The sequence below is a fragment of the Acidovorax sp. GW823-FHT05D11 genome (assembly GCF_058795695.1).
Window position 1 is genome coordinate 2,449,683 of the sequence record NZ_CM179502.1, and the last position, 21,060, is coordinate 2,470,742.

At 66.6% G+C, this 21,060-nt stretch carries 20 protein-coding genes and 6 tRNA genes; 16 read left to right on the forward strand and 10 right to left on the reverse strand.

Going from position 1 to position 21,060, the window contains the following annotated elements; translation table 11 throughout:
- Positions 1-152: 152 nt before the first annotated feature.
- Positions 153-1,061, reverse strand: coding sequence for an alpha/beta fold hydrolase (locus AC3RCE_RS11440; RefSeq protein WP_492255218.1), 909 nt, complete (start codon positions 1,059-1,061; stop codon positions 153-155).
- Positions 1,062-1,401: 340 nt separating this feature from the next.
- Here AC3RCE_RS11440 and AC3RCE_RS11445 point away from each other — a divergent pair, with 340 nt between their 5' ends.
- Positions 1,402-2,463, forward strand: coding sequence for an aldo/keto reductase (locus AC3RCE_RS11445; protein WP_218297526.1), 1,062 nt, complete (start codon positions 1,402-1,404; stop codon positions 2,461-2,463).
- A gap of 141 nt (positions 2,464-2,604) precedes the next feature.
- Here AC3RCE_RS11445 and AC3RCE_RS11450 read toward each other — a convergent pair whose 3' ends face one another.
- Together AC3RCE_RS11450 and AC3RCE_RS11455 are read right to left on the reverse strand one after the other, a co-directional pair.
- Positions 2,605-4,035: a M20 family metallopeptidase gene (locus AC3RCE_RS11450; RefSeq protein ID WP_492255219.1), complete on the reverse strand. Its 1,431-nt coding sequence runs from the start codon at positions 4,033-4,035 to the stop codon at positions 2,605-2,607.
- Between the two features lie 21 nt (positions 4,036-4,056).
- Positions 4,057-5,043 (reverse strand): Bug family tripartite tricarboxylate transporter substrate binding protein, encoded by a 987-nt coding sequence (locus AC3RCE_RS11455; protein ID WP_218297524.1) that lies wholly within the window; start codon positions 5,041-5,043, stop codon positions 4,057-4,059.
- A gap of 178 nt (positions 5,044-5,221) precedes the next feature.
- Here AC3RCE_RS11455 and AC3RCE_RS11460 point away from each other — a divergent pair, with 178 nt between their 5' ends.
- From AC3RCE_RS11460 to plsY, 3 genes are all read left to right on the forward strand, one after another.
- Positions 5,222-6,181, forward strand: a complete 960-nt coding sequence (locus tag AC3RCE_RS11460; RefSeq protein WP_492255220.1) for a LysR family transcriptional regulator — start codon at positions 5,222-5,224, stop codon at positions 6,179-6,181.
- Positions 6,182-6,235: 54 nt separating this feature from the next.
- Positions 6,236-6,727 carry an aminoacyl-tRNA deacylase gene (locus tag AC3RCE_RS11465; protein ID WP_492255221.1) on the forward strand — a complete coding sequence of 164 codons (492 nt, stop codon included), beginning with the start codon at positions 6,236-6,238 and terminating at the stop codon, positions 6,725-6,727.
- 78 nt (positions 6,728-6,805) lie between these two features.
- On the forward strand, positions 6,806-7,468 hold the full coding sequence (gene plsY, locus AC3RCE_RS11470; protein ID WP_218297521.1) for a glycerol-3-phosphate 1-O-acyltransferase PlsY: 663 nt from the start codon (positions 6,806-6,808) through the stop codon (positions 7,466-7,468).
- An 88-nt stretch (positions 7,469-7,556) separates the two neighbouring features.
- Here plsY and AC3RCE_RS11475 read toward each other — a convergent pair whose 3' ends face one another.
- The 3 genes from AC3RCE_RS11475 to AC3RCE_RS11485 all read right to left on the reverse strand — a co-directional run bounded on the left by AC3RCE_RS11475 (position 7,557) and on the right by AC3RCE_RS11485 (position 9,892).
- Complete coding sequence (locus AC3RCE_RS11475) at positions 7,557-8,597, reverse strand: HD-GYP domain-containing protein (protein WP_492255222.1); 1,041 nt, start codon at positions 8,595-8,597, stop codon at positions 7,557-7,559.
- A gap of 19 nt (positions 8,598-8,616) precedes the next feature.
- Complete coding sequence (locus AC3RCE_RS11480) at positions 8,617-9,264, reverse strand: retropepsin-like aspartic protease family protein (protein ID WP_492255223.1); 648 nt, start codon at positions 9,262-9,264, stop codon at positions 8,617-8,619.
- Between the two features lie 142 nt (positions 9,265-9,406).
- Positions 9,407-9,892, reverse strand: a complete 486-nt coding sequence (locus tag AC3RCE_RS11485) for a YajQ family cyclic di-GMP-binding protein (protein ID WP_218297518.1) — start codon at positions 9,890-9,892, stop codon at positions 9,407-9,409.
- 73 nt (positions 9,893-9,965) lie between these two features.
- Here AC3RCE_RS11485 and murB point away from each other — a divergent pair, with 73 nt between their 5' ends.
- On the forward strand, positions 9,966-11,039 hold the full coding sequence (gene murB, locus AC3RCE_RS11490) for a UDP-N-acetylmuramate dehydrogenase (protein WP_492255224.1): 1,074 nt from the start codon (positions 9,966-9,968) through the stop codon (positions 11,037-11,039).
- A gap of 200 nt (positions 11,040-11,239) precedes the next feature.
- On the opposite strand, the gene argG is transcribed toward murB, so the two are convergent.
- From argG to AC3RCE_RS11510, 4 genes are all read right to left on the reverse strand, one after another.
- Positions 11,240-12,577, reverse strand: a complete 1,338-nt coding sequence (gene argG, locus AC3RCE_RS11495) for an argininosuccinate synthase (protein ID WP_218297516.1) — start codon at positions 12,575-12,577, stop codon at positions 11,240-11,242.
- 39 nt (positions 12,578-12,616) lie between these two features.
- Positions 12,617-12,934, reverse strand: a complete 318-nt coding sequence (ppnP, locus tag AC3RCE_RS11500) for a pyrimidine/purine nucleoside phosphorylase (RefSeq protein WP_218297515.1) — start codon at positions 12,932-12,934, stop codon at positions 12,617-12,619.
- A 151-nt stretch (positions 12,935-13,085) separates the two neighbouring features.
- Positions 13,086-13,739, reverse strand: coding sequence for a glycine zipper 2TM domain-containing protein (locus tag AC3RCE_RS11505; protein WP_218297514.1), 654 nt, complete (start codon positions 13,737-13,739; stop codon positions 13,086-13,088).
- A gap of 134 nt (positions 13,740-13,873) precedes the next feature.
- A complete protein-coding gene (locus tag AC3RCE_RS11510; RefSeq protein WP_218338767.1) occupies positions 13,874-14,260 on the reverse strand; it encodes an arsenate reductase in 387 nt (128 codons plus the stop codon).
- A gap of 48 nt (positions 14,261-14,308) precedes the next feature.
- Between AC3RCE_RS11510 and folC the strand changes: the two genes are divergently transcribed.
- From folC to AC3RCE_RS11565, 11 genes are all read left to right on the forward strand, one after another.
- The gene (gene folC / locus AC3RCE_RS11515; protein WP_218297512.1) at positions 14,309-15,634 is read left to right on the forward strand and encodes a bifunctional tetrahydrofolate synthase/dihydrofolate synthase; all 1,326 of its coding nucleotides are present in this window, start codon (positions 14,309-14,311) and stop codon (positions 15,632-15,634) included.
- Positions 15,635-15,656: 22 nt separating this feature from the next.
- On the forward strand, positions 15,657-16,484 hold the full coding sequence (locus tag AC3RCE_RS11520) for an SPOR domain-containing protein (protein WP_218338766.1): 828 nt from the start codon (positions 15,657-15,659) through the stop codon (positions 16,482-16,484).
- Positions 16,485-16,508: 24 nt separating this feature from the next.
- Positions 16,509-16,997 (forward strand): CvpA family protein, encoded by a 489-nt coding sequence (locus tag AC3RCE_RS11525; protein WP_218338765.1) that lies wholly within the window; start codon positions 16,509-16,511, stop codon positions 16,995-16,997.
- 78 nt (positions 16,998-17,075) lie between these two features.
- On the forward strand, positions 17,076-18,581 hold the full coding sequence (gene purF, locus AC3RCE_RS11530) for an amidophosphoribosyltransferase (protein WP_492255225.1): 1,506 nt from the start codon (positions 17,076-17,078) through the stop codon (positions 18,579-18,581).
- A 128-nt stretch (positions 18,582-18,709) separates the two neighbouring features.
- On the forward strand, positions 18,710-20,137 hold the full coding sequence (gene gltX, locus AC3RCE_RS11535; RefSeq protein ID WP_492255226.1) for a glutamate--tRNA ligase: 1,428 nt from the start codon (positions 18,710-18,712) through the stop codon (positions 20,135-20,137).
- Positions 20,138-20,202: 65 nt separating this feature from the next.
- A tRNA-Ala gene (locus tag AC3RCE_RS11540) sits at positions 20,203-20,278 on the forward strand.
- Positions 20,279-20,308: 30 nt separating this feature from the next.
- A tRNA-Glu gene (locus AC3RCE_RS11545) sits at positions 20,309-20,384 on the forward strand.
- A 52-nt stretch (positions 20,385-20,436) separates the two neighbouring features.
- Positions 20,437-20,513, forward strand: a tRNA-Asp gene (locus AC3RCE_RS11550).
- 64 nt (positions 20,514-20,577) lie between these two features.
- Positions 20,578-20,653: transfer RNA gene (locus tag AC3RCE_RS11555), tRNA-Ala, on the forward strand.
- 30 nt (positions 20,654-20,683) lie between these two features.
- Positions 20,684-20,759, forward strand: a tRNA-Glu gene (locus AC3RCE_RS11560).
- 52 nt (positions 20,760-20,811) lie between these two features.
- Positions 20,812-20,888 (forward strand) — tRNA-Asp (locus tag AC3RCE_RS11565).
- The last annotated feature ends 172 nt before the right edge of the window (positions 20,889-21,060 follow it).

A 21,060-nucleotide genomic window follows, 5' to 3' on the forward strand; every position in this document is an offset into this window, starting at 1 on the left:
ACGGCACCGCGCCCCGGCAAAGCCCCCAGGCGGGCCGCCCGCCCGGGCCGCCTTGGCCCGTGGTGGCGCCATCGGATGCCGGGTCTTTCAAAAATGATAGCTGCCAGCGCTTGATGGATAAGCGCTGGAGGCCATTTTTGCTTGAAGGCTGCTCAGGAGGGGGCGAGAAACTGCTCGATGAGCTGTGCCACCTGCCCGGGCTGGTCGTGGTGCAGCATGTGCCCGGCGTCCTGCACGACGGCGGTGCGCACGTCGCGCACATGGGTCAGGCGCTGGTGGTATTCCTCCAGGCTGTACTTGCCTTTCCACCACTGGCCCAGGCTGTCGTCGCTGGCCTCCACGGCCAGCACGGGCGCGGAGATGCGGCCGTACAGCGCGAGCGCCTCGTCCAGCCGGTAGAGCTGCGCGCTGGTGATCTTGTGGGCCGGGTCGCCCAGGATTTCCCATTGGCCCTGCGCGTTGGGCCGGGCCCAGTGGCCGGCCAGCCACCGGGCCTTGTCTTCGGACAGGCGCGGGTTGGTCTTCATGAGGCGGCGGGCCACGCCGTCCTGGCTGTCGTAGGTCTTGAGGGCCAGTTCGCCGCTGCGCAGCTGCTTGAGCTCGTCGATCCACTGCGCATAGCGCCTGGGCGCCTGCTCGGGCCGCGAGGCGGGCATGCCGAAGCCCTCCAGGTTGACGAGGCGGCGGATGCGCTCGGGCCGCACGCCCGCGTACATCATGGCGATGTTGCCGCCCATGCTGTGGCCCACGAGGTCGATGGCTTCGCCGGGTGCACAGTGGTCCAGCAGCAGGTCCAGGTCGGCCAGGTAGTCGGCAAAGAAGTAGTGGTCGGCCTGGGCGGCGGAGGTCAGGCCGAAGCCGCGCCAGTCGGGCGCGATGATGCGGCGCTCCTGCCGCAGCGCGTCCACCGTGAACTGGTAGGACGCGCTCACGTCCATCCAGCCGTGCAGCAGGACGAGGGTGGGCCGCGCGCTGTCCTCGGGGCCCCAGTGGCGGACGTGGTAGTTCAGGTGGCGCAGGGGCAGCGTGCTGCTGCGGGAGGGCTTGAGCGGGGTGTACATGGGCGGCGGCGCGAAGTGGGGCGGCAGGAAAGTCCCGCAAAGCCCAGGGCCTGCGGGTGCCCCCGGATGGTAATGGGGCGGCCGGATGCCTGCCGCCCTCGGTGTCGCCTGCGCGGCTGGTGGCTCAGCGGCGATGCGGTGGACTTGCGGGTGGACCCGGACGGTCCTTGCCGATGGACGTGTTGTGGTCGGAGCCCTCGATCGCCCCGCCGGCAAGGGCGGCAGCCAGCTCGCGCGGGATGGCGGGGCAGGGGCCTTCGGGCATGGCGAGGCGGCCTGCAGAGCACGGCGAAATCCATTATTCTGCGCAGTCCTTCGTTTGCCCGTACTCCTTCTTCCCATGCAAAAAATCCAACTCGGCACCAGCGATCTGCAGGTCACTCCCATCTGTCTGGGCACCATGACCTTTGGCGAGCAGGTGGGTGAAGCCGATTCGCACGCCATCCTGGCGCGCTCGCTCGACCGTGGCGTGAACTTCATCGACACGGCCGAGATGTACTCGGTGCCCGCCAGGGCCGAGACCTTTGGCGCCACCGAAACCATCATCGGCAACTGGTTTGCCCGGAACCCCGGCGCGCGCCAGAAGCTGGTGGTGGCCACCAAGGTGGCGGGTCCTTCGCGCGGGATGCCCTGGGTGCGCGAAGGCAAGGGCATGGCCGCCGCCGACATCGTGGCGTCGTGCGAGGGCAGCCTGCGCCGCCTGCAGACCGACGTGATCGATCTCTATCAGATCCACTGGCCCGAGCGCCACGTGCCTGCCTTTGGCAACCTGTACTACGACCCGGCCAAGGAAACGTCGCAGAACCCCATCCGCGAGCAGCTCGACGCGCTGGCGGGCCTGGTCAAGGCCGGCAAGGTGCGCCACATCGGCCTGTCGAACGAAACACCCTATGGCGTGCACGAGTTCGTGCGCCTGGCCGAGCAGCACGGCCTGCCGCGCGTGGCCACGGTGCAGAACCCGTATTGCCTGATCAACCGGACCTGGGAAAACGGCCTGGATGAAACCTGCCATCGCTTGAATGTCGGGCTGCTGGCGTATTCGCCCCTGGGCTTTGGCCTGCTGACGGGCAAGTACGACGGCAGCGGCCTCACCGGCCCGGGTGCCCCGCAGGGTGCGCGCATCGCCACGTACGAATCCGTGCGCAAGCAGCGCTGGGGCCGCCCCGAGGCGCTGGCCGCCGCGCGCCGATACAACCAGCTGGCCCGCGACAACGGCCTCACGCCCACCCAGATGGCGCTGGCGTTCTGCTACACCAAGTGGCAGGTGGCCAGCACGATCATCGGCGTCACGTCGGTGGCGCAGCTTGACGAAGACCTGAACGCCTGGGGCACCCAGCTGCCGCCCGAGGTGCTGCAGGCGATCGACGCGATCCGCTGGGAAGTGCGCGACCCGGCACTGTAAGGGCCCCCCCTGAGTCGCCTGCGGCGCCTTCCCCCTTGAAGGGGGACGACACACTCGCTGCGGGGCGGCCCTTGCCTGGTGTCTCTCGCCTGGGGCCGCGCCAGTTTTTCAGGCCACGCGCAATGGGTCGCGGCCAGTAGCTCACGCCGCCGCCGGGGCTTCCGGTGTGCTCAGCGCGCCGGCTTTCCACGGCACGCCTTGCGCCTCGCCCAGGTCCCAGAACAAGCCCGCCATCACCGCCAGCCCTTCGCGCGCCACGGAGGCCAGCAGATGCTCGTTGGGCGCGTGCTGGGCACAGGCCGGGTACGAATGCGGCACCCACAGCGTGGGCAGGCCCAGCTGGTCGGCGAAGATGTCGTTGGGCAGCGAGCCCGCCAGGTTGGGCAGCAGCGTGGCGCGCTGGCCCGCGCTGGCCTGCAGCGATGCCAGCGTCCAGTCCACCCAGGGGTTGTGCAGGTCCAGCCGCGTGGCGCCGCACACCATGCCCATGCCGATGGCCACGTCGGTGAAGCCACGGGCGTCCAGGTGTTCGCGCAGCGTGCGCTCGACGTTGTGCCAGTCGGTGCCCACCACGAAGCGCAGCTGGCAGTGCGCCACCGCACCGGACGGAATGGCATTGACCGGGCGCTGGGGAGAGCCCGCGCCCAGGGCCAGCACTTCGAGCGTGTTCCAGCCCACCAACTGCTCGGCCGGCGTGAGGCCCGGCTCGCCCCAGCCGGGCGTGAGCGCGGGGTCGTCGGCGCCTGCGCCGATCACCACATCCTTGAGGGCGGTGCGCAGCTTGCCGGGAACCGCGGGCGGCAGCAGGCCCTTGACGAGGATGCGGCCTTTGGCATCGACGAGCGTGGCCAGCGCGTGCGTGAGCACGGTGGCCGGATTGGCCAGCACGCCACCCCAGTTGCCCGAGTGATAGGCCTTGTCGCGGCTGCGCACGGTGAGCGAGAAGTTGATCGCGCCGCGCGAGCCCAGGAAGAGGGTGGGGTGGCCCGCGTTCACGCGCGGGCCGTCGCTGGCGACGAACAGGTCGGCCTTCAGCGCGTCGCTGTGCTGCTCGCAGAACGCGCCCAGGCCGGGCGAGCCGGCCTCTTCGCCCATCTCCATGATCAAGGTCACGTTGTAGCCCAGCCGGCCGCCGCGCGCCTCGATGGCGTGGGCCAGGGCCGCCAGGCTCACCGTGTGCTGGCCCTTGTTGTCGGCGGTGCCACGGCCATACCAGCGCTCGCCCTCGATGGTCAGTTCCCAGGGCGAGAGGCCTTCGCGCCAGTTGCTCTCCTGGCCATTGACCACGTCGCCGTGCCCGTAGGTCAGCACGGTCGGCAGGGCCGGGTCTTCCACGCGCCGGGCGATGAGGAAGGGCCCGCCCAGGGGCGAGGGATTGTCCAGCACCTGGCATTCGAAGCCCAGGGGCGCAAGCCACGGCACCATTTCGTCGGTGAGGTAGGTGCGCAGTTCAGGCGGCACCTTGCCGGTGTCGCTCTCGGTGCGCCAGGCCACGCGGCGGCGCAGGTCGCCGGCAAAGCGGCCGTCGTCGAAGTAGCGCTGGACGTTCTGGATCAGTTGCTCTCGGTTCATCGTGTTCTCCTTTTGTCAGCTTCACTCCACCACGATCTGCGCGCGGTGGGCCAGCGCACGGTAGCGGCCGATCTCGTCGTCGATCACGGCGCGCGTGGCCGCGGGCCCCAGGTGCACGGGTTCCATGCCCTGGGCGCGCATCTGCTCCTGCATGCCGCTGTCGCGGGTCACGGCCTCCACGTCAGCCACCAGCTTCCTGATGATGGCCGCCGGTGTCCTGGCGGGTGCGGCAATGGCATACCAGGCGTCGAACACCGCATCGGGCAGCTTCAGTTCTTCCACCGTGGGCACGCCGGGCAGCATGCTCGAGCGCGATTTGCCCGCAATCGCCAGCGCGCGCAGCTTGCCGGCCTTCACCTGCGGCGCGGCGGCGGCCACGGTGTCGATGCCGAGCTGGATTTCCCCGCCGATGAGGGCCATCAGCGACTGGCTGCTGCCCCGGTAGGGCACGTCCTGCAGCTTGATGCCCGCGGCCTGCTCCAGCAGCGCCCCCGCCAGGTGCGGGCCCGAGCCGGAACCGAACGTGGCGTAGTGAATGCCCTTGGGCGCGGCCTTGGCTGCGGCGATCAGCGCGTTCAGGTCCTTGTAGGGCGCGGTGGCGCTGACCACCAGCACCAGGGGCGCGCGGGCCACGGTGGCCACGGGCACCAGGTCCCTGGCGGGGTCGTAGGGCAGCTTGCTGCGCAGGGCCGGGTTCACCGTGTAGCTGGTGGAGCCAGACACCAGCAGCGTGTAGCCGTCGGGGTCTGCCCGCACCACGGCCTCGGTCCCGATGATGGTGGACGCCCCTGGCTTGTTGTCGATGACCACGGGCTTGCCCAGGCGCACCGACAGCTTCTGGCCCAGTGCGCGGGCCACGGCATCCGTGCCGCCGCCGGGCGGAAAGGGCACGACCATGCGCACCGGGCGCTGGGGCCACGCATCGGCGGGCGCCGCCTGGGCATGGGAGAGGCTGGCGGCGCAGGACAGGGCGGCGGACAGCAAAGAGGCTTGAACAAGGCGTTTCATGCGGACTCCGGAAGGTGGGGCCCGTGGCGCAGGCGGTGCCACCTTGAAGGCGGCACCGCTGTGGCACACGGCCATGGGTGAATTGGAGCCTTAAACCATGCAAGATGGGCGCCGGTTTACCATTGCCATGGATAGAGATTTGGCAATTGACCATTCTCTTTTTGTTCATTGCCCCACCATGCCCGTTTCACTGCTCAGCCTGCCCCTGCGCTACTTTCTGGAAGTGGCGCGCACCGGCTCCGTCAACCAGGCGGCGCAGCGTCTGCATGTGGCCGCGTCCGCCGTGAGCCGCCAGCTTGGCAAGCTGGAGGACAGCCTGGGGGTGGTGCTGTTCGAGCGCCAGGCGCGCGGCATGGCCTTGACCGAGGCGGGCACCCGCCTGCTGGCGCATGCCAACGCCCATGACGTGCAGTCCGTGGAGCTCATGGCGCAGTTGCGGGGGCTGTCGGCCCAAGGCGCGGTGCGCGTGCGCGTGGCCTGCACCGAGGGCTTCGCCGCCACCTTCATGCCCCTGGTGATGTCGGCCTTCCGGCAGGCGCACCCGCAGGTGCAGCTGCAGTTGCAGGTGGCCGTGCCGCACGAGGTGTCGGCCCTGGCGCTGCGCGGCGAGGTCGACCTGGCGCTGAAATACAGCGTCGCTCCCGAGAAGGGGCTGCAGCTGCTGCACTCGGCCATTGCACCGATCTACGCCATCATGCCGGCGCAGCACCCGCTCGCGCGCCAGCGCAGCGTGTCGGTGGCCGATGTGGTGCGCTACCCGCTGTTGCTGGGGGCCAGCAGCATCACCGGGCGGCAGCTGTTTGACCTGAGCTGCGCGGTGCAGGGCCTGCGCTACGTGCCTGCCGTGGAGAGCAATTTTTCCTCGGCGCTGCTGCCGCTGCTCAGCGGCCAGGACGTGGCCCTGGCCAGCTATCTGACGGCTGCGCGCTGGGTGGAGGCCGGGCTGCTGGCGGCCAGGCCGTTCGATGAAACACAGCTGCAGCAGCGGCGCCTGCAGGTGCTGGCGGCCGAGGGGCGGGTCCCGTCGGCCCTGGTGCAGCAGTTCACGCAGGCGCTGGTGGCGGCCATCGAGCAGTACGGCAAGCGCAAGGTGGGGCGGCGCAGGACCGCGGTGGCCATGCGGCCCGCCGCACCCTGACCGCCGAGGGGCGTTCACAACTGGATACCATTCGCTTCCTACGCACACCGCACCATGGCCAAGAAAGAACACGTTTCCGAGACCCAAGCCACCCAGTTGCTCAAGGCCAACAAGGTGGCTTTCACCGAGCACCCCTATGACTACCTGGAGCACGGAGGCGCATTGCACAGCGCCGAGGTGCTGGGGCTCGACCCCTTCACCGTGGTCAAGACGCTGGTCATGCAGGACCAGGATGCCAAGCCGCTGCTGGTGCTGATGCATGGCAACCGCAAGGTCTCCACCAAGAACCTCGCACGCCAGATCGGCGCCAAGTCGGTGGAGCCCTGTGCCCCCGAGGTGGCCAACCGCCACAGTGGCTACCTGGTGGGTGGCACTTCGCCGTTCGGCACACGGCGCGCCATGCCGGTGTACATCGAGGAGACCATCCTCGCCTTGCCCCGCATCGCCATCAACGGCGGGCGCAGGGGCTTTCTGGTGCAGCTGGACCCGCAGGTGTGTGTGCGGCTGCTGGGGGCGAAGCCCGTGCATTGCGCGCTGGCAGAATAGGCCGCCGGGAAAAACAGCCCATGAATAGCCATTGAACAGCCTCCAAGGGCTGAACCATCCGATTACCGAGGAGTTGCTTTGACCGCCGTCTATCCCGTTCTCGCCGCCGTGGCCGCCTACCTGCTGGGCTCGCTCTCTTTCGCCGTCATCGTGACGCGCGTGATGGGACTGAGCGACCCGCGCACCTATGGCAGCAAGAATCCGGGGGCGACCAATGTGTTGCGGTCGGGCAGCAAGGCCGCGGCCATCGTGACGCTGCTGCTCGACGCCCTGAAGGGCTGGCTGCCCGTGGCGCTGGTGATGTGGTTCGGCCGCCCCTACGGGCTGGAGGACGGCACCGTGGCCATGGTGGGTCTGGCCGCCTTCCTGGGCCACCTGTGGCCGGTTTTCTTCCGCTTCCAGGGCGGCAAGGGCGTGGCCACGGCGCTGGGCGTGCTGCTGGGCATCAGCGTCTGGCTGGGGCTGGCCACGGCCGTCACCTGGCTCATCATCGCCTTCTTCTTCCGGTATTCGTCGCTTGCCTCGCTGGTGGCCGCGGCATTCGCTCCGGTGTACTACCTGCTGGTGGATGGCGTGGTGTGGTACGCCGAAGGCACGATTGCCGCGTCCATCGTCGTGATGGGCGTGCTGCTGGCATGGCGCCACAAGGAGAACATCCAGCGGCTCATCGAAGGCAAGGAGTCGCGCCTGGGCAGCAAGAAGGCCAAGCCGGGAGCCGAGGCGGCACCCGGCAAGCGCTGAGGCCGGGCGGCGCTGGCCGCTGCCGGGCACCAAGGCGGCCGGGAGCCGCCTTTTTTTTGCATTGCCCCACCCGGTTTTTTCATCGGGATCAGAGCGACCCTGGCCCGGTGATGAGTCCCCGCAGCCCCGCGCTGTGCTGTGCCGCATACAGTCCCAGGCGCACCATGGTGCGGTGGTTGAGCTCCAGCCCCACGGCGGAGCGGGCCAGCGCGGACTGGATGCGGGGTTTTCCGCTGGCTGTCTGGTACAGGCTGGGCTGGGTGTGGTGGTGGCCGCTGCGGTCCAGCAGGCTTGCCACCAAAGGGTGGTTGGCCTTTTCGCTGCGGCGCAGCACGATGGCCGTCTCGCCGTTGTCGAGCTTCACGAAGGTGCCTGGCGGGCACAGCCCGATGGAGCGCACCAGGGTGTAGCTCACTTCGTCGCGCTGGTCCACCTCCTGGCCCACGAGGGCGCGCACCGAATCGGTCGCGCTGCGGCCGGCGCGCGACTTGCGCGGGCTGATCATGGCCGCGTAGCGGTCAATGGTGCTCAGGACGCGGGTGAGGCGGTCTTCGGGCTCTTGCTGGGCCAGCGGCACACGGTCGGCAATGCTGGCGTGGTGCTGCCCGACCACGTCCAGCCAGAGCGCGTCATTGATGAACAGGCGCTCCAGCAGTGCCTGGCTTTCCAGCGGGTGGCTCTTGATGGCCTCCTGCTGGGCCGTGGTGGGGCGCTCGCGCTGCTCGGCCAGTTCGTCCTGCAGGGCGGTCATGCCGATGTTCATGGTCAAGGCCGCGCGCACCAGGCTGTCGCGCTCGCGCGCGGGCAGCTCCAGCTCATGGGCCATGATGTGGCACAGCGTGCCGCACACCAGGGCGTGGGAGGCGCTGTAGCCCACGGTGGACGTGGAGGCCAGCTGGAACATCAGGTACAGGGCGGCGTCGATATCGTGCGCCACCAGGTCTTGCAGCCAGCCATCGAACTGGCGCACCTTGGCGGCGAAGTCCTGCACCTGCAGCGGGCGGGACAGCAGCACCGACAGCGCGGATTCCAGGTCCGCCCACAGGCTCAGCAGGTCCTCGTATTCGCCTTCGGCGTGGTGGTGGTGGCCGGCGTGATGGTGGTGGCCGGCGTGATGGTGGACGGACATGGCGGTGCGCGTCGGGGGCTCAGTTGCGCTTTTCCAGCACCATCTGGTCGTTGATGCGGGTCATCTGGAACTCGGTCAGGAAGCTGTTGCCCAGCAGCACGTAGGGCATGGCCTGCGAGGTGATGACGGCTTCGACCCCGAACACCTCGACGTCGCCGATGCGCACCGAGTCGAGCTTCATGCGCCACCCTTGCGCCACTCCGTTCGCGGTGCTCATGCGCACGGGTTGGCCGCTCTGGTAGTTCAGGCCCATCCGTTCCGCGTCGGGCCGCCCGATGGCCACGGTGGAGGCGCCCGTGTCGACCATGTACTGCATCACGCGGCCGTTGATCGTGCCGCTGTTGACGAAATGCCCGCGGCTGTCGGCCATCAGCACAATGCGCTTGCCGCTGCCTCCCCGGCTGCCCACGCTCACGGGGGCCTCGCCCAGCCGCAGGGTGCGGCGCGCTCCCTTGACTTCGACGGTGGCCTCGTCCCCGGTGACGGCGATCACCTTCACGCCTTTGTATTCATCGCCCGCCCCGACCGCGCGCGGTGGGTTGGCATCCACCACCAGCAAGGCCTTGCTGCCCAGCATGCCCGCCAGCGCCACCGCCTGCGCATGGGCCCAGGACGGGGCCAAGCACAGAGCAACCAGCGCGGCCAGGGCAAAGGAGTGGATCGTCATTCGTCGATGGCGCTGTGCGCCTCCCCCGTACCTCGGAACTGGCGCGGCCCAGGTGAGGGACGCCAAGCCAGGGCCGCCCCGCAGCGAGGGCGTCGTCCCCCTGGAGGGGGAAGGCGCGAAGCGACTCAGGGGGTGCTCCATCTCAGTCGCGGAAGTTGTCGAAGGACAGGGGCACGTCGGTCACGTCCTTGCGGATGAGCGCCATGGCCGCCTGCAGGTCGTCGCGCTTGGCGCCGGTCACGCGCACCTTGTCTTCCTGGATGGCGCCCTGCACCTTGAGCTTGCTCTCCTTGAGCAGCTTCTGGATCTTCTTGGCCAGCTCGCTCTCGATGCCGTTGCGCACCTTGATGACCTGCTTGACCTTGTCGCCACCCATTTTCTGGACATCGCCCAGGTCGAGAAAGCGCACATCGACGTTGCGCTTGGTGAGCTTGTTGCGCAGCACGTCCTCGATCTGGGTGAGCTGGAAGTCGGCGTCGCCGATCAGCGTGATGTCCTTGTCCTTAATCTCGATGCTGGCCGAAGTGCCCTTGAAGTCGAAGCGGGTGGCGATTTCCTTGGCGGTGTTCTCGACCGCGTTTTTCACTTCGACGAGGTTGGCTTCGCAGACGGTGTCAAAAGATGGCATGGTGGCTCTCAATCTCAGGGGAAACGGTGCAATTCGCAGGGGGCCGGAAGGGCCCGGTGCGACAATCGGGCCAATGGTAGTCGAGAAAAACGCCCCTTTGCAGCCCTGGAACACCTTTGGCATCGCTGCGCGCGCCCAAACCCTGGTGCGCGTGCGCTCGGCGGCCGATGTGCTGGCCGTGCTGAACGCTTCCGCTTTGGCCGCGGCGCCCAAATTCGTCCTGGGCGGTGGCAGCAACATCATCCTGACGGGCGATGTGAAACCCGTCGTGCTCAAGATGGAGATCAAGGGCCTGCGCCTGGTGGAGGACACGCCCAAGGCCTGGATCGTGGAGGCGGGCGCGGGCGAGGTCTGGCACGACTGCGTGGCCTGGACGCTGGAGCAGGGCTACGCGGGCCTGGAGAATCTGGCGCTGATCCCGGGCACCGTGGGGGCTGCGCCCGTGCAGAACATCGGCGCGTATGGCGTGGAACTGCAGGACCGCTTCGAGTCGCTGGACGCGATGGACCTGGCCACGGGCCGGACGTTCACGCTGGATGCCGCCCAGTGCGGCTTTGGCTACCGGGATTCGGTGTTCAAGCATGCGCCGTCGGAGGCACTGGATGCGGGCGGGTTGCCGCGCGGCATGGGACTGGAAGGCCGGGCGGTGATCATCCATGTGCGCTTTCGCCTGCCCAAGCCCTGGAAACCGGTGCTGGGCTACCTCGACCTGGAGCGCCGCCGCATGGAAGAGGGCGTGGAGCATCCCACGGCGCGGCAGATCTTCGGCTGGGTCTGCGACATCCGCCGCGCCAAGCTGCCCGATCCGGCCGTGGTGGGCAATGCGGGCAGTTTCTTCAAGAACCCCACGGTGTCGCCGGACCAGTGCGCCGACATCATCGCGCGCGAGCCGCGCATCGTGCACTACCCCATGCCCGACGGCAGCATCAAGCTGGCCGCGGGCTGGCTGATCGATGCCTGCGGCTGGAAGGGCAAGTCCATCGGCAAGGCCGGCGTGTATGAAAAGCAGGCCCTCGTGCTGGTCAACCGGGGGCGGGGTGCCGACAGCGTGACCGGCGGCGAGGTGATGACCCTGGCCAAGGCCATCCAGACCAGCGTGTACGAGCGCTTCGGCATCCGGCTGGAGCCCGAGCCCGTGGTGGTATAGCCTTCTGCACAGGCACCCGGAGTCCGCCAGAACACCGGCAGCCGGAGCCGCATAAAAAAAGCCACCTGATCGGTGGATTTGCTATTTATTTGATAGCTTTTCGCGCTTGCCTGTCCAGCGGCAGGGCATGTTTTTGTGCCTGTTAGGCAGGGTACGGGGGGCGGGCGTGCTCCCGGCCGCCCGCGCCCTTGCCAGCATCATCACTTGCGGTCGTTTTCCAACTGCGCCAGTGCGGCATTGCCACCCAGCGACAGCAGGCCGGCGCGCGAGTACACGCCCAGCTTGTCGCGGGTGTCCGAGATGTCCAGGTTGCGCATGGTCAGCTGGCCGATGCGATCCAGCGGGCTGAACGGCGCGTCTTCCACCTTTTCCATCGACAGGCGCTCGGGTGCGTAGGTCAGGTTGGGCGATTCGGTGTTGAGCAGCGAGTAGTCGTTGCCACGGCGCAGCTCCAGCGTCACGGTGCCGGTCACGGCGCGCGCCACCCAGCGCTGGGCGGTCTCGCGCAGCATGATGGCCTGCGGGTCGAACCAGCGGCCCTGGTACAGCAGGCGGCCCAGCTTCAGGCCGTTCATGCGGTACTGCTCGATGGTGTCTTCGTTGTGGATGCCGGTCACCAGGCGCTCGTAGGCGATGTGCAGCAGCGCCAGGCCCGGGGCCTCGTAGATGCCGCGGCTCTTGGCTTCGATGATGCGGTTCTCGATCTGGTCGCTCATGCCCAGGCCGTGGCGCCCGCCGATGCGGTTGGCTTCGAGGATCAGTTCCACCGGGTCGTTGAACTCCACGCCGTTGAGGGCCACGGGCTGGCCTTCTTCAAAGCGCACCGAGACTTCCTCGGCTTTGACGGTCACTTCGTCCTTCCAGAACGCCACACCCATGATGGGGTTGACGATGCGGATGCCGCTGGACAGGAACTCCAGGTCCTTGGCCTCGTGCGTGGCGCCCAGCATGTTGCTGTCGGTGCTGTAGGCCTTCTCGGCGCTCATCTTGTAGCCGAATCCGGCCTGGGTCATGAACGCCGACATCTCGGCGCGGCCGCCCAGCTCGTCGATGAACAGCTGGTCCAGCCAGGGCTTGTAGATCTTGAGCGAGGGGTTGGTGAGCAGGCCGTAGCGGTAGAAGCGCTCGATGTCGTTGCCCTTGAAGGTCGAGCCATCGCCCCAGATGTTGACGTCGTCTTCCTTCATCGCCGCCACGAGCATGGTGCCAGTCACGGCACGGCCCAGCGGCGTGGTGTTGAAGTAGGTCAGGCCACCGGTGGAGATGTGGAAGGCGCCGGCCTGCAGCGCGGCGATGCCTTCGTGGGCCAGCTGCGTGCGGCAGTCGACCAGGCGGGCCTTCTCGGCGCCGTACTCCATCGCCTTGCGGGGGATGGCGTCGTAGTCGGGTTCGTCGGGCTGGCCCAGGTTGGCGGTGTAGGCGTAGGGCACGGCGCCCTTGAGCTTCATCCAGTGCAGGGCTGCGCTGGTGTCCAGGCCGCCCGAGAAGGCGATGCCCACTTTTTGCCCCAGGGGCAGGTTTTGGAGAATGGTGGCCATGTGCGGTCGTCCGTTGTTCTTGTCGATGGAAATGCCGGTTCAGCCGAAATGGCAGATGTAGTGGTAGGCCTCGGTCACGCGGATGTCGAACTTGGAGTTGCCTGGCACGCTGAACTTCTCGCCAGCGGAGGACTTCACCCAGTTGTCGGTGCCCGCCAGCTTGTACTCGCACGAGCCCGCCACGCATTCCATGATTTCCGGCGCGCCGGTGTTGAAAGTGAGTGTCGCTGGCAGCACCACGCCCACCGACTTCTTCGTGCCATCGGGGAAGGTGATGCCGTGGCTCACGCACTTGCCGTCAAAGTACACATTGGCCTGGGTGGTGACGGACACGCCGTCGATTTTTTCGGTGGTCATGGGTGCGCTGGATAAGGTTGGAGGAAACCCGCGATTTTAGGGCAGGGGGGCGGCGGCCTGGCCGGCGGGGCCCCACTAAAAACCCCCCGCCCGCAGATCGCCCAAGCAAAAGAGCCCCGAAGGGCTCTTTGCGATGGCTGGCGCCAGGGGCTCAGCGCCAGTAGGGATTGCGGTGGTGCGGGTAGTACGGGCGGCTGTCGTAGCCGTATTCGATCACGGTGACGGGCGGCGTCACATAGGTGGGCTGCTGGTACACCGGTTGCGCGGGATAGGTGGAGGTCACCACGCCAGGCTGGCTGTACACGCCTTGCGAAGCGTACGGGTCGGGCTGCGTGGAGTAGGTCTGGCCCGCGGGCTGCACGCTCAAGGGAATCCAGCGGCCCGGATCCGTCTGGGTGCGGGTGGTGTACTGGCGCCCGGCGTACTCATAGACCACGTCGTAGCCGACCGTGCGATTTTCGTAGTACGTCTCGGTGGTGCAACGCTGCACGTTCTGGTACTGGGGCTGTCCGCCTTCGATCTGGTTGCCCAGCACGGCACCGCCCAGCACGCCGATGGCGGTGGCGGCGGCACGGCCGCTGCCTTTGCCGATGGCATTGCCGGCGGCGCCACCGGCAATGGCGCCCATCACGGCGCCAGCGCCGCTGGTGCGGTTGCCGCTGTACACCGTTTCATTGCCGCACACCTGCTGCGGCGTGGCGACCTGCTGCACGACGGGGGTGGCGGAGAGCACGCGGCCCTGCTCCTGCGCGCTGGCCATGGTGGCGATGGCCGCCATGGCGGAAAAAATGACGATCTTTTTCATGGAGAAACTCCTTTCGGGTCGGTACATAACGCACCAGACTGTGGAAAAGTTTAGGCCGGCAAGGTCAATCCAGGGCCTGGTCGCCGTAAATCTGCGTAAAGATTTGTGCAATTTCCCCGGTCTGTGCGCTTGATTCACGCGGCCGCAGGCCGTTCCATCCAGGTTTGCCACAGATCGGGGGCAAAACCCACCGAGATGTGGGTCTTGCCGCCCTGCTGCCACTCGACCACCGGGCGCTTGATCACGCTGGGCTGGGCCTGCATCAGGGCACTGGCGCTGTCTTCGCCTTGCACGGCTGCCTGGACGTTCGAGTCCAGCTTGCGCCAGGTGGTTCCCTGGCGATTGACCAGCTTCTCCCAGCCGACGGCCAACATCCAGCCGGGGAGGCGGGCGGCGGGAACGCCCTGTTTCTTGAAATCATGGAACGCGTAGTCCAGCCCCTGTTCCGTGAACCAGGCGCGGGATTTCTTGACGGTGTCGCAGTTGGGAATGCCGTAGACGGTGATGTGTGAGGTTGTCATGCCGCGCATCATCCGCCAATTGCGGCCTGGGCGACAATCCCGCCCTGTATGCATACCAAAATCCACACCCTGGAAGGCTGGCTTCGCCACTGCGAACAGCTTCACCCCCGCAATATCGAGATGGGCCTGGACCGCGTCCGTGAAGTGGCGCGCCGGATGGCCTTGCGGTTCGACTGCCCCGTGGTCACCGTGGCGGGCACCAATGGAAAAGGCTCCACCTGCGCCATGCTGGAAGCCGTGGCCCTGCAGGCGGGCTACCGCACCGGGGTGTACACATCGCCCCACCTCGTGCATTTCGAGGAACGGTGCCGTGTGCATGGCGAGATCATTCCTGCTTCGGACCTGATAGCGCATTTCGAAGCTGTGGAAAGCGCCAGGACCCAAAATGGCGATGAAGTCTCCCTTACTTACTTCGAATTCACCACGCTGGCCATCCTGCGCCTGATGAGCCATTCCCGGCTGGATGTGGCCATCCTTGAAGTGGGCCTCGGGGGGCGGCTGGATGCCACCAACATCATTGATGCCGATTGCGCCGTCATCACCAGCATCGACATCGACCACACCGAGTTCCTCGGGCCGGACCGCGAGAGCATCGGCCGGGAAAAGGCCGGCATCATGCGCACGGGGCGCCCGGTGATCGTGAGCGACCCCATGGCGCCGCAGAGCATCGCCGACCACGCCCTCGAAATCGGGGCTGATCTGTGGCGGTTCGGCAAGGATTTCAATTTCTCGGGCGACAAGCTGCAGTGGAACTGGGCCGGCCGGGGTCGCCGCTACGCGGGGCTGGCCTATCCATCGCTGCGTGGCGCGAACCAGCTGATCAATGCCTCGGGCGTGCTGGCCGCGCTGGAAGCCCTGCGCGAACGCCTGCCGGTGACGGCCCAGGCGGTGCGCAATGGCCTGGCCATGGTGGAGTTGCCGGGACGGTTCCAGATCGTGCCTGGCCAGCCCACGCTGGTGCTGGACGTGGCGCACAACCCGCACTCCGTGGCCGCGCTCACGGCCAATCTGGACGCCATGGGCTTCTTTCCCACGACCCACGCGGTCTTCGGGGCCATGGCCGACAAGGACCTGGCCCCCATGCTGGCCAAGGTAGGGCCGCTGATCGACCGCTGGTACTTCACCAATCTGCCCACGCCCCGGGCCGAGACGGCCGCCGTGCTGCAGCAGAAATGGAATGCCGTGCAGATGGTGGCGGGCGGGCGCCGCGACGTCACCTCGACCTTGCACCCGGACCCCATGGATGCCCTGCAGGCGGCAGTCGCCGCGGCGGACCCCGCTGATAGAATCGTGGTCTTTGGCTCGTTTTACACGGTGGGCGGTGTGCTGATCAATGGAACACCTCGCCTGCACGCCAAACATCTGGGCGCATAAGGTCCGCACGAGTCGTTACTCCATGGCATTTTTCAAGTTTCGGTGGCCCGGTCACGGTGAGCAACCTCAGGCCGAAAAGCCGTCCAAGCGTCCGCGCACCCCGCAGGCCGAGAGCATCGAAGTGATGCGCCGGCGTGCCCGCCACCGGCTGATCGGCGCGGCCGTCCTGGTGCTGATCGGGGTGATCGGATTTCCGATGCTGTTCGACACGCAGCCCCGCCCGATTCCGGTGGACATTCCCATCGAAATTCCGGACCGCAACAAGGTCGCTCCCCTGGTGGTGCCCGGGCCCGTGGCCGAAGCGCCAGCGCCCAGGCCTGCGACACCCACGACTGCGGAGGCGCCTGCCCAGCGTCCGGCCCCCCCCGCACGTGGCAACGTGGCCGGCAATGGCCTGACGGAGGGCGAGGAACTGGTGCAGGGGTCGCGCCCCGCGGCATCCAGGCCGGCCGCGGCGGTCACGCCTGCCAAGCCGGAAGCAAAGCCCGAACCCAGGCCTGAGCCCAAACCCGTGCCTGAACACAAGCCCGCAGCACCGCGTCCGGACGACGCTGCGCGCGCCCGTGCCTTGCTGGAAGGCCGTCCGGCGGAATCCGTGGGTGCTGCCGCCAAGGCCGATGAAAACCGGTTCATCGTGCAGGTCGGTGCCTTCGCGGACGCGGACAAGGCCCGGGAAGCGCGCACCAAGGTGGAGCGCGCCGGCATGAAAACCTATACCCAGGTGGTGGATACCAAGGACGGAAAACGCACGCGGGTTCGCGTGGGGCCGTTCGCCGACCGTGCCGAAGCCGACAAGGCGGCAGCCCGGATCAAGGCTCTTGATCTGTCCGCGTCCGTGCTGTCGCTGTAAGGCGCGCGCAGGCTGAGCGTATCCGTGGCTGCCCTGGACTGGATTTTCGTGGTGGTGCTGCTGGCATCGATGCTGATTGGCGCCTGGCGCGGTCTGGTGTTCGAGGTGCTGTCCCTGCTGGGGTGGGTGGTGTCGTTCTTCGTGGCGCAGTGGTTTGCCGAGGACATGGCGGCGGTGCTGCCCATGGGCGAATCGGCGGGCTCGCTGCGCTATGCGGCGGGTTTCGTGGTGGTGTTTGTCGCGTCGGTATTTGCCTGCGGGTTCGTGACCTGGCTGATCAAGAAGCTGGTGGACTCCATCGGCCTGCGTCCGGCGGACCGCACGCTGGGGGCCGTTTTCGGGGTGCTGCGGGGGGCGATGCTGCTGCTGGCGGTGGCCGTGGTGGCCGGACTCACGCCCCTGCGAGAAGCGCCGTGGTGGCAGGAGTCGCAGGGGGCACCGTTGCTGGCCGAAGTGCTCAAGGGCTTGAAACCGGCGTTGCCGGAAGAATTTGGAAGGCATCTGCCTTCTTGATATCGATGCGGCAGTGGCCAGAGGCTGTTGCTGCGAGGTTGCCGCGGGGCTGTTCCCGCAAACGGATGGAATACAACTATGTGTGGAATCGTCGGCGTCGTCAGTCCAGCGCCCGTCAATCAGCTGATCTATGACGCATTGCTGCTCCTGCAGCACCGCGGCCAGGACGCAGCGGGCATCGTGACCCAGCAGGGCCGCAAATTCTTCATGCACAAGGCCAAGGGCATGGTGCGCGATGTGTTTCGCACCCGCAACATGCGGGCGCTGCCGGGCAATGTGGGCCTGGGCCAGGTGCGCTATCCGACCGCAGGCAACGCCTACAGCGAGGAAGAAGCCCAGCCGTTCTACGTCAACGCCCCCTTTGGCATCGTGCTGGTGCACAACGGCAACCTGACCAATGCCCGCGAGCTGCGCACGGAACTGTTCCTGACCGACCACCGGCACACGAACACCGAAAGCGACTCCGAGGTCCTGCTGAACGTGTTCGCGCATGAGCTGGAGCGGTCGACCCGCGGCGTGCCGCTGCAGCCCGAGGACGTCTTCACGGCGGTGCGAGCCGTGCACAAGCGCATCAAGGGCTCCTACGCCGTGATCGCGTTGATCGCCGGCCATGGCCTGCTGGCCTTTCGTGACCCGCATGGCATCCGCCCGCTGGCCATGGGGCGCAGCCAGGATGGCACCGTGATGGTGGGCAGCGAGTCGGTGGCGCTGGAGGGCACCTCGCATGTGTTCGAGCGCAACATCGATCCTGGCGAGGCGATCTTCATCACGCTCGATGGCAAGGTGCATGCCAGCCAGTGCGCGGAAAACCCGCAGCTCAATCCGTGCATCTTCGAGTTCGTGTACCTCGCGCGTCCCGACTCGGTGCTCGACGGGATTTCGGTCTACCAGGCCCGCCTGAACCTCGGCGAAGCGCTGGCCAAGCGCGTGGTGTCCACCGTGCCGCCCAATGAGATCGACGTGATCATCCCGATCCCCGAGTCGAGCCGTCCGAGCGCCACACAGCTGGCGCACCTTTTGGGTATTCCGTACCGTGAAGGTTTCGTCAAGAACCGCTACGTCGGCCGCACCTTCATCATGCCGGGGCAGGGCGTGCGCAAGAAGTCCGTGCGCCAGAAGCTCAATGTGATCGCCAGCGAGTTCAAGGGCCGCAATGTGCTGCTGGTGGATGATTCCATCGTGCGCGGCACCACCAGCCGCGAAATCGTGCAGATGGCGCGCGACGCTGGCGCCCGCAAGGTGTACCTGGCCAGCGCCGCCCCGCCGGTGCGCTACCCGAACGTGTACGGCATCGACATGCCCACCAGCAGCGAGCTCGTGGCACACGGCCGCACGGTCGAAGAGATCCGCCAGGCCATCGGCTGCGATGCGCTGATCTACCAGGATGTGGATGGCATGAAGAAGGCCGTGGGCTCGCTCAATGCGTCCATCGTGGGGTTTGATGCATCGTGCTTTGACGGCGTGTACGTCACGGGGGATATCACCGCCGCCGACATCGCCCGCCTGAACGAGGGGCGCGTGGGCGCGGAAGAGGGCGAGGAGGATACTTCCCGCCTGGCGCTTCCGAACGCGCAGGAGGCGTGACCGGGGGCGGGCGCCTCGTGCCCTGCCCTGAATTGCCGGGTACCGGGGCAGGGGCGCGGCCTGACGCCCCTGCCTTCGGACGGACTGAATCTTGAAACTGGCCCCGAGAGGGGCCAGAACTTATTGACATGACTGAAACATCCACCATTGCTTCCAGCACGGGCCGCGTGCGCACCCGCTTCGCCCCGTCACCGACGGGCTTCATCCACCTGGGCAACATCCGTTCGGCCCTTTATCCCTGGGCCTTCGCGCGGGCGACGGGAGGGGATTTCATCCTGCGCATTGAAGACACCGACCTCGAGCGTTCCAGCCAGGCCGCCGTGGATGTGATCATCGAGGGCATGCGCTGGCTGGGCCTGGACCACGACGAGGGGCCGTTCTATCAGATGCAGCGCATGGACCGCTACAAGGCGGTGCTGGCCGACCTGCAGGCGGCGGGCCATGTGTATTCCTGCTACATGAGCGTGGCAGAGCTGGATGCCTTGCGCGAGAAGCAGATGGCCGCCAAGGAAAAACCCCGGTATGACGGCACCTGGCGCCCCGAGGCCGGCAAGACCCTGCCGCCCGTGCCGCAAGGCGTCCAGCCCGTGCTGCGCTTCAAGAACCCGCAAGGCGGCGTGGTGGCATGGGACGACAAGGTCAAGGGCCGCATCGAGATCAGCAACGACGAGCTCGACGACCTGGTGATTGCGCGCCCCGACGGCACGCCTACCTATAACTTCTGCGTCGTGGTGGACGATATCGACATGGAGATCACCCACGTGATCCGTGGCGACGACCATGTGAACAACACGCCGCGCCAGATCAACATCTTCCGCGCCCTGGGCAAGGAACCGCCGGTGTATGCCCACCTGCCCACCGTGCTGAACGAGCAGGGCGAGAAGATGAGCAAGCGCAATGGCGCCAAGCCCGTCACGCAGTACCGCGATGAGGGCTACCTGCCCGACGCCATGGTCAACTACCTGGCGCGCCTGGGCTGGAGCCACGGCGACGATGAGATATTCAGCCGCGCGCAGTTCCTGGAATGGTTCAACCTGGACCACCTGGGCCGCAGCGCAGCCCAGTTCGACGAGGCCAAGCTGCGCTGGGTGAACGCCCAGCACCTGAAGGCCATGGCCGACGATGCGCTGGCCGTCCTGGTGGCGCCGCAGTTGCAGCAGCGCGGTATTGCGGCCCAGGCACTGGCCGACGGCCGGCTCGCGCGGATCTGCGCGCTGTTCAAGGACCGGTGCGACACGACGGTGGCGCTCGCCAACTGGGCCCAGGTGTTTTACGGTGACGTGACCCCGGTGGATGCCGAGCGCGCACAGCACGTCACCGAAGCCATTGCCCCGGCGCTCGATGCGCTGGCCGATGCGCTGGCCGCCTGCGAATGGGACAAGGCTTCCATCAGCGCTGCATTCAAGCAGGTGCTTGCCAGCCAGGGACTGAAAATGCCGCAACTGGCCATGCCTGCGCGGGTTCTGACCGTGGGCACGGCCCACACTCCGTCGGTCGATGCCGTGCTGGAATTGGTCGGACGTGAAAAAGTTGTAGCGCGTTTGCGAAACCGCTAAAAATCTGTCTATAATTCAAGGCTCAGATGATGACAACAAACACAGTGTGTTTCGAGTCATTCAGTGGGGGTATAGCTCAGCTGGGAGAGCGCTTGCATGGCATGCAAGAGGTCATCGGTTCGATCCCGTTTACCTCCACCAAGGTTTGTTGTCGGTTAGTTCCAAGGTTTTGACCCTATCGTCTAGAGGCCTAGGACATCACCCTTTCACGGTGAGTACCGGGGTTCGAATCCCCGTAGGGTCGCCAAGTTGTAGCGCTTGGCTTGTATTGAGAGATGCAAGCGAAAAGCTGCCTGCCAGGAGTGGTAGTTCAGTTGGTTAGAATACCGGCCTGTCACGCCGGGGGTCGCGGGTTCGAGTCCCGTCCACTCCGCCAGTCAAAAACCCTTGCAGGTCTTTGATATGCAAGGGTTTTTCTTTGGTGTCATCCAGAGAATCGTGGGGGTATAGCTCAGCTGGGAGAGCGCTTGCATGGCATGCAAGAGGTCATCGGTTCGATCCCGTTTACCTCCACCAAGGTTTGTTATCGGTTAGTTCCAAGGTTTTGACCCTATCGTCTAGAGGCCTAGGACATCACCCTTTCACGGTGAGTACCGGGGTTCGAATCCCCGTAGGGTCGCCAAGTTGTAGCGCTTGGCTTGTGTTGATGAAATGCAAGCGAAAGCTGCCTGCCAGGAGTGGTAGTTCAGTTGGTTAGAATACCGGCCTGTCACGCCGGGGGTCGCGGGTTCGAGTCCCGTCCACTCCGCCAGATTCACATGGCACAGCCCGTCGCTGGTTGTGTCGTGGTCCAAATAAACGGACTGCAGTATTGATTGCTGCAGTCCGTTTTTCTTTGCCCATTTCCAGTTGTTTTTGTGGGTTTCATGGCGGATATCGGTCTTGTCACTGCCACCCACCCCTGCATTGACGGCATGGCGGCG

Excerpts from the sequence above, each read along its gene's own strand:
- AC3RCE_RS11440 (WP_492255218.1), bottom strand. The coding sequence starts at position 1,061 with ATGTACACCCCGCTCAAGCCCTCCCGCAGCAGCACGCTGCCCCTGCGC.
- AC3RCE_RS11445 (WP_218297526.1), top strand. The coding sequence starts at position 1,402 with ATGCAAAAAATCCAACTCGGCACCAGCGATCTGCAGGTCACTCCCATC.
- AC3RCE_RS11450 (WP_492255219.1), bottom strand. The coding sequence starts at position 4,035 with ATGAACCGAGAGCAACTGATCCAGAACGTCCAGCGCTACTTCGACGAC.
- AC3RCE_RS11455 (WP_218297524.1), bottom strand. The coding sequence starts at position 5,043 with ATGAAACGCCTTGTTCAAGCCTCTTTGCTGTCCGCCGCCCTGTCCTGC.
- AC3RCE_RS11460 (WP_492255220.1), top strand. The coding sequence starts at position 5,222 with ATGCCCGTTTCACTGCTCAGCCTGCCCCTGCGCTACTTTCTGGAAGTG.
- AC3RCE_RS11465 (WP_492255221.1), top strand. The coding sequence starts at position 6,236 with ATGGCCAAGAAAGAACACGTTTCCGAGACCCAAGCCACCCAGTTGCTC.
- AC3RCE_RS11475 (WP_492255222.1), bottom strand. The coding sequence starts at position 8,597 with ATGTCCGTCCACCATCACGCCGGCCACCACCATCACGCCGGCCACCAC.
- AC3RCE_RS11480 (WP_492255223.1), bottom strand. The coding sequence starts at position 9,264 with ATGACGATCCACTCCTTTGCCCTGGCCGCGCTGGTTGCTCTGTGCTTG.
- AC3RCE_RS11485 (WP_218297518.1), bottom strand. The coding sequence starts at position 9,892 with ATGCCATCTTTTGACACCGTCTGCGAAGCCAACCTCGTCGAAGTGAAA.
- murB (WP_492255224.1), top strand. The coding sequence starts at position 9,966 with ATGGTAGTCGAGAAAAACGCCCCTTTGCAGCCCTGGAACACCTTTGGC.
- argG (WP_218297516.1), bottom strand. The coding sequence starts at position 12,577 with ATGGCCACCATTCTCCAAAACCTGCCCCTGGGGCAAAAAGTGGGCATC.
- ppnP (WP_218297515.1), bottom strand. The coding sequence starts at position 12,934 with ATGACCACCGAAAAAATCGACGGCGTGTCCGTCACCACCCAGGCCAAT.
- AC3RCE_RS11505 (WP_218297514.1), bottom strand. The coding sequence starts at position 13,739 with ATGAAAAAGATCGTCATTTTTTCCGCCATGGCGGCCATCGCCACCATG.
- AC3RCE_RS11510 (WP_218338767.1), bottom strand. The coding sequence starts at position 14,260 with ATGACAACCTCACACATCACCGTCTACGGCATTCCCAACTGCGACACC.
- folC (WP_218297512.1), top strand. The coding sequence starts at position 14,309 with ATGCATACCAAAATCCACACCCTGGAAGGCTGGCTTCGCCACTGCGAA.
- AC3RCE_RS11520 (WP_218338766.1), top strand. The coding sequence starts at position 15,657 with ATGGCATTTTTCAAGTTTCGGTGGCCCGGTCACGGTGAGCAACCTCAG.
- purF (WP_492255225.1), top strand. The coding sequence starts at position 17,076 with ATGTGTGGAATCGTCGGCGTCGTCAGTCCAGCGCCCGTCAATCAGCTG.
- gltX (WP_492255226.1), top strand. The coding sequence starts at position 18,710 with ATGACTGAAACATCCACCATTGCTTCCAGCACGGGCCGCGTGCGCACC.